At 69.6% G+C, this 6,873-nt stretch carries 4 protein-coding genes and 1 pseudogene; 3 read left to right on the top strand and 2 right to left on the bottom strand.

All coding sequences use genetic code 11. From position 1 onward, the window contains the following. Nucleotides 1–76: 76 nt before the first annotated feature. Nucleotides 77–1,276 (bottom strand): bifunctional glutamate N-acetyltransferase/amino-acid acetyltransferase ArgJ, encoded by a 1,200-nt coding sequence (gene argJ, locus ACWDSL_RS11730; protein WP_450484187.1) that lies wholly within the window; start codon nt 1,274–1,276, stop codon nt 77–79. 158 nt (nt 1,277–1,434) lie between these two features. Here argJ and ACWDSL_RS11725 point away from each other — a divergent pair, with 158 nt between their 5' ends. Then, entirely contained in the window at nt 1,435–2,004 is a 570-nt protein-coding gene (locus ACWDSL_RS11725; RefSeq protein ID WP_450484185.1) for a GNAT family N-acetyltransferase, read from the top strand. A 94-nt stretch (nt 2,005–2,098) separates the two neighbouring features. Here the strand turns inward: ACWDSL_RS11725 and ACWDSL_RS11720 are convergent. Further along, nucleotides 2,099–3,464, bottom strand: a pseudogene (locus ACWDSL_RS11720) (ISNCY family transposase). Between the two features lie 248 nt (nt 3,465–3,712). Between ACWDSL_RS11720 and ACWDSL_RS11715 the strand changes: the two are divergent. Beyond that, the gene (locus tag ACWDSL_RS11715) at nt 3,713–4,129 is read left to right on the top strand and encodes a hypothetical protein (RefSeq protein WP_450484183.1); all 417 of its coding nucleotides are present in this window, start codon (nt 3,713–3,715) and stop codon (nt 4,127–4,129) included. Between the two features lie 5 nt (nt 4,130–4,134). After that, nucleotides 4,135–6,816 (top strand): KGGVGR-motif variant AAA ATPase, encoded by a 2,682-nt coding sequence (locus ACWDSL_RS11710; protein WP_450484193.1) that lies wholly within the window; start codon nt 4,135–4,137, stop codon nt 6,814–6,816. The last annotated feature ends 57 nt before the right edge of the window (nt 6,817–6,873 follow it).

The following is a 6,873-nucleotide window of genomic DNA, read 5'->3' as shown; positions in this document are numbered from 1 at the left end:
GAGGTGTCCTATACAGAGCGGGCGCGCTCGAAGAGAGCGCGCCGGGCCGGCCGCTTTGGGGCTGCGAAGCCTCGCGTCAGGAGGTGTAGTCGGCGTTGACGCGTACGTAGCCCGCCGACAGATCGCAGCCGTAGACGGTGGCGGCGGCCTCGCCGAGGCCCAGGGAGACCGAGATGTCGACCTCGCTGTGCCGCATGAGTTCGGTGAGCCGGTCCAGGGTGTCCGCCTCGGGCTCCTCGGGGTAGACCTCGATGCCGCCGAAGCGCACGCTCACCTTGGCCGGTTCGATATCGGTGTCGTCGGTGTTCTTGCCGATGGCCATCAGGACCCGCCCCCAGTTGGGGTCAGCCCCGTGCACGGCCGTCTTGACCAGCGGCGAGTTCACCACACTCTTCGCCACCCGCTTGGCCTGTGCGCGGTCCCCGGCCCCGTCGACGGTGACGCGGAGCAGCTTCGTGGCGCCCTCCCCGTCCATGGCCATCTGCAGCGTCAGATCCAGGCACACCTCGGCGAGCGCGGCGGCGAACTCGACCTGGTCGACCGGCCCCGCCGCGCCGTTGGCAAGCACGGCCACCGTGTCGGAGGTCGAGGTGTCGGTGTCCACGCTCAGACAGTTGAAGCTGCGGTCCACCGCCCCGCGCAGCGCGGCGTCCAGCGCGTCGGGCGGGATGGCCGCGTCGGTGAAGAGATAGGCCAGCATCGTGGCCATATTGGGCTCCAGCATCCCGACGCCCTTGGCGACGCCGACGATCCGGGCAGCCCCGACCGAGCGCGCACTGATCTTGGGCCGGGTGTCGGTGGTCATCATCGCCCGGGCCACCCGCTCGGTCCCGGCGTCGAAGACGGCGGCGCCCTGGGCGAGATGCGGCTGGTCCAGATGCGTACGGATGGCATCCATCGGCAGCGGGCGCCCGATCACCCCGGTGGAGCCGATGAGCACCTCGCTCTCCGCGACCCCCAGAACCCCCGCGACGCGCCCGACCACCTCGGCGGCGTTCCGCTCCCCTTCCTTGCCGGTGGCCACATTGGCGTTCTGGGCCAGGGTGACCACCGCCCGCAGCCGCCGTCCGGCGGCATGCCGACGGCTGAGCACCACGGCCGGGCCCGCGAAGCGGCTGAGGGTGAACATCCCGGCGCTGACGGCGGGCCGGTCCGAGGCGATGATCGAGATGTCGTCGCCGCTGTCGCGGATGCCGCCGTGGCCGGTGTAGGCGTGGAAGCCGAGTGGCCAGGTGAGCGGCGTGGAGACACCAAGAGATGCATGATTATTCGACATGAGGAATATATTTACCCTCGGGTGTCGAGCCGGTCCAGCGAATACCTGCGGTGCGACCGGAGGTTGTGCGAAAAACGGCTGGCCGCCGCGCATGGGCGCTCCCTAGGATCCGCCCATACGCGAAGAGGCGCCGCGGGGCACCGAGGGGGGGATATGCGATGGAGCCGGATCCGGAGCGCGTGATGTATTGGCGCGGCAGGGATGTCCGCTTCGCGCCTCTCGACGTCGATGACGCGCAACTGATCCACCGATGGCGGTCCGACCCGGTGGCCTTGCACGAAGCCGGCTTCTGGCCGAGGGCCCTGTCCACGGTCCGCGAACGGGTCGAGAACGACGTCGCCGACGGGGGCCGTGACGACTTCCTGGTGCTGCTGGAGGACGGCACGCCCATCGGCCACATCGCCCTCACCGGCCAGGACCTCGTCGTCGGCACCGGGGAGGTCTGCCCGGTGCTGGACCCGGCGCGGCGCGGCCAGGGGCACGGCAGCGACGCGGTCGGCGCGCTGGTCGACTTCGCCTTCGGCGAGATGCTGCTGTACCGCCTGGAGGCGGTCACCCACACCACCAACGCCGCCGCCCTCGCAGTCCTCGCCAAGTCGGGCTTCGTCCAGGAGGGCGTGCGGCGCGCCGCGTGCCCGCACCGGGGGAGCCGTCACGACCTCGCGGTCCTGTCTCTGCTGCGGCCCGAGTGGGAGGCCCTGACCCGGCCCCGGGCCTGGGACCACTAGCTACTTGCTCCTGGGAAAGGGGTCTGACCTGGTGGCCGGGGTATTGGTGACGGGGGTGCCGTGTCGGGGTCCGGGGCCGGGCTGCTGTCCTTGTTCACTGGGAAGTGACGGTCATCCGGTGGAGGTTGTAGGCGAAGATCCCGAGTCCGGACCAGGTCTGGGCGCCTGCCAGGTGGCGGAGGCGGGTGCGGCGGAAGCCGAAGCTGCGCTTGAGGTGGCTGATACGGACTTCTATTCCGACTCTCCAGTTGCGCATGCGTCGGAACGGGCGGCTGCGTTCGTACTCCTGGCGTGCCTTTCCCGGGGTTCCGTTGCGTTGGAGGCCGATCCGTTGGACCCCGAGTTCGGCGAGTGCCCGGTCGTTGGACGCGGTGCCGAAGCCCCGGTCGGCGACCACGGTCCCCGGGACCCGGCCGACCAGGCTGGTCACCCGCTCGACCGAAGGCACCAACTGCGGGGCATCAGCGGGGTTGCCGCGGTGAACCTGGTGGTCGACGACGAAGCCGCCTTCGTCCTCGGCCACCAGCGCTGTGTAGCCGAACTGGGTGGGGTGCTGGGGCTTGCCCTTGCGGATCGGCCGGGCATCGGGGTCGGCCAACGACACCAGCCGGTCCGGGATCGTGGGGATCCCCGCCAGTCACAAGGCGGTCTGTTCCAGCAGACGCCGGGTGCCCGTCACCGTCTCGGTCAGCTCACCAGCCAGGTGAGCCAGCCGCCCCGAGGGCGGTGTGCGCAGTGCGCGCCGCGTGTTGCGCTCCACGGCGGCCACGTCCCGCAGCGTCGCCGTGGCGATGGCGGCCACCTCGCCGGTGAGCCGGTCGATCTCACCCAGGGCCCGGCCGGTGCGCCGCCGCAGTGTGCGGGAGATCCGCTTCAGGCGTCGCCCCGCTGATCGGCTGCGGTCCCGGAACGGAGTGCGCCTGGCGGCGCCGGCGGTCTTGATGCGACGCACCGGACGGCCCAGTTTGCGTCCCCCCGTGTTCCAGCAGGTCGGCGTCCGTGGGGTGGTCGATGTCGGCTTCGATCACGGCGGTGTCGATGCGTAGCTTGCGGCACCGCAGCAGCTTGTCCTCCACCAGCTTGCCCAGCAGCGCGGCGTTGAGCTGTTCGATGATCTGAGGGCTGCTACGGCGCACGAGCTCGACCAGCGTGGTCGGGTGCGGCACCGGGGAGGTCAGCGGGATCCGGCACAACCGCCGCCAGCTCAGCGAGTCCGCTACCTCACGACACAGCGTCTCGTATCCGAGCTGGTAGCGGTGGGTGAGGTACAGCAGCCGCAGCAGCGTCTCAAGCGGGACCGACGGCCGCCCCAGCCGTTCGGCGAACACCCCCCGCCACGGGGCGATGAACCGCTCGTCATCCAAGTACGCGTCGATCTCGGCCAGCTCGGCGGGCATCTGCCGCGCCTGCTCCGGCAGTACCTCCCACCACGCGTCCTGTGGTCCGGACACACGCAACATCGCCACCACCCCCGGCCGCCACGGCCAGTTCCCACTGTGACGGCCACGAAGGACCCACACCAGCACTCAAACGGGTGACCTCGGCAGACATCCGGACTTCTTCAGGAGCAAGTAGCCAGGCCCCGTCCCGGCGATCTCTGACGCCACAGGCTGGGCGGCGGATCCTCGGCGCCGACGCCCCCCAAGGACGGCGATGGCGCCTGAGGAGAATTCCCAGACTGCGGTTCTCCAGCCAGTAGTCTGGTGCGATGGTGGACGTGGGGGTCGGGGAGTTACGGCGGAGCCGCGAGCGGCTCGCCAAGCAGGGAGTGGCCGCCGAGCAGGCGGGGGAGAGTGCGGTCAGCGGACTGCTGCTCTTCTACGCTGCCGAGTGCGGGTTGAAGGCCGAGGTGCTGCGCTGGGTTCTGCAGCGCGAGGACACTTCCGCCTTACCCAGTGACCTGCGGACGCACAATCTGCGTCGCCTGGCCAAGGCACTGAACCTCCAGGACCCCGCCCCCGGCCCGGACCCATTGCGGTGTCATCGGTACAGGGACGGCACCTGGATTGAGGGCCACGACTTGCATGAGGCGTGGCGCTACGGTGCGGAACTGCGCGCGGAGGACCAGAAAGCGGCAATGGAAGCTCTGAAGGCACTGGTGAAGGACGTCAAGAAGGGATCTTGAGCGCTATGGCTGGCAAGCTCTTCACCTGGGTCGACATCGATTCCCAACTGGCGGAGGCAGCTGTCGGCGGCCAGTGGCCGCAGTGGCTGCTGGAGGTCGATGCCTGGTGGGACGGGCTGGAGCTGACGGTCCTCCCGGGGACTGAGATCGCCGCGGTCCGCGAATGGCTGGACGGTCAGTTCGGCCTCGGATCGGCCGGTGAACGTGAGATGGGCCTGGAACTCGCTCTGGACCGTCCGACGACCCACTCTCCTGAGTCGCTTCCCGTGCGTCTGGTTGAATCGACTGATTCTGGGTCAGTCCCACGCCGCCCCAAGCTCAGCGAACGCCGTGTCACCTCAGCGCTGGGCGATGCCCTTGCGCGCCCGGAAGCCGCGCAGTTCGCCGGAGACAAGCAGCTCACCGCCTTCCATTCCTTCAAGGGGGGCGTGGGGCGCACACTGCACGCCGTGGCGCTGGCCGATCTCCTCGCCTCCCAGGGGCAGCACGTTCTCCTCGTCGACGCGGACTTGGAGGCGCCCGGCATCACCTGGATGTACCAGGCGCAGGGGGGCCGCTGCGACATCGCGTACGAGGACGTCCTCGCACTCCTGCACTCGTCCAAGCAGGGCGATCCCACGCAGGCGGTGGAAATCGCGGCCGCCTACCTGCCCAACCAGCGGGTCTCCCGGTATCCGGGGACGGGCCGCGTGACTGTCCTTCCGGCCAGTCGGCGCACGCGGCTCGGGCCGCCCCGGATCGGACCCGCCGACCTGCTGACCGAGGACCGCTCGCCCTACTTCCTCAGCGAATCCTTGGCGGCCCTCGCCGTCGCCGCCGAGGCCGACACCGTCGTACTCGACCTTCGGGCCGGGGCTTCGGAGTTGGCGGCACCGATCCTGCTGGACCCCCGCGTGATGCGGGTTTTCGTTACTACGATCAGCAGTCAGTCCCTCCAAGGCACGGAGACCATGATCCGGCAGCTGGGGGCGCAGTCCCCAGCGGTGGCAGGGACGGACCCGACTCCGGGCGCGATCGTGACGCAGTACCGGCTCGATGTCCACGACGGCCATGCCGAGGAGGCACGCAGGGGGCTCTCGGCGGCACTATCGTCCACGATCGCCCTGGCGGGGACGACTGCTGATGAGTACGCACCAGAGGATCTGACAGTGGACGAGCAGGTCCTGACTGAGCCCGTGCTGAGTCCGTTCCGCGAGGAGTTGCTGGCGCTTCCGCAGAGCTGGGACGCGGTGATGGAGGTCGTCCGGCGCTGTGGTGTGCCCGGCCTGCTCGTCGAATTCGTCCCGACCGTGGCACCGATGGTCCCGACGCGTCCCGAAGAGCCGGCCACGCTGGACGGCCGTCGACGGGCCTTGGAGAGCACCGCACGCCGACTCGTCTTCGCCGAGCAGCGCGGTATGGACTCCGGTCTCGGGTTCCTCACCACCGAGCCGGTGCGCCGACTGATCGCGGATCACAGCACCGACCTCCCGGTGGCGGTCGTGGTCGGCGCGAAGGGCGCGGGTAAGACGTTCACCTTCGCCAGGTTGTGTGCCGAGGGGACCTGGGAAGCGTTTGCCCGGGAAAACGGGCAGAGCGTCGGGCGGGCCGCGATGGTGGTCCCCGTCCTGGACCCGGCCAACATCGCGGAGCCGCAAGCGGGCATGGTGTCGCCGCAGAAGCTCAGAGACCGCGCGGCAGGCGGGTCAGGCGTCACCGCGGATGAAATCCGGAGCCATCTCAACGCCGGCCTCCGGGATGAGCGGGCCGATGACCCGGAGTTCTGGCGGCTGCGCTGGCTGGAGTGCCTGGCTTGGTCAGCCGGTGCCGGGCGGGAGGTGCCCGCCGATGAATTCCTTGTCGAGCGAACTCTGGACGCGTCCGGGGCCCTCCTCTTCGTCATCGACGGCTTGGAGGACTGGTTGGAGTCGCTGGAAGCGGAATCCAGGCGCATGGCGCTACGGACGCTGCTGATCGAAGTTCCGGCCTGGCTCCGTCGGCTTCGCAATCGCTCTCTCGGCCTCGTGGTCTTCGTGCGCCAGGACCTGGTCCGCGCGGCGATCAGGCAGAACCTCGGCCAGTTCCTCGACCGCTACGCTCCCTATGAGCTGCGCTGGGACATTGAGGACGCCCTCCGGCTCTCACTGTGGGTGGCGACGAACGCCGAGGCGGTCGCGACCCCGGAGCTGCCGATCGCCGACATGGTCTACGACGAGATCGTCCAGGCGCTCCTCCCTCTTTGGGGGGCGAAACTCGGGACAGATAACTCACGCGAGGCATGGACCGAGCGGTGGGTCCCCGCAGCCCTCGCGGACTTCAACGAGCAGATCCAGGCCCGCGATGTCGTCCGCTTCCTCTGCGAGGCGGCGGGTGCCTCCGTGGGAGATGAGCGCTGGCCGGACAGAACGCTGACTCCGGCGGCCATGCGCCGCGCCCTGGGGGCCTGCAGCCGTGCGAAGGTGGAGGAGATCAACCAGGAGAACCCGCGCCTCGGAAAGCTCCTGCGGCGCATGTCGGCCTTCTCGGACTCCGTCAAGATGCCCTTTGAGGCGGCGGACCTGGAACTGACAGCCGACGATGTCGAAGCTCTGGAGCAGTGGGGTGCACTGGCAAGGGACGCCGACGGGCGCTACCGCATGCCCGAGATCTACCGCCATGCCCTCGGCTTCCGTACGCAGGGCAGGGCCCGGGTGGTCCGGGATCTGTGAGGCGGGCCGTGGCGAGCCGCAACGCGCCATGGCTGAGGCCACGGTGGAACGGCTCTG

The sequence above is a fragment of the Streptomyces sp. NPDC000941 genome, assembly GCF_053599555.1.
This window is presented reverse-complemented; position numbering and strand designations above follow the sequence as displayed.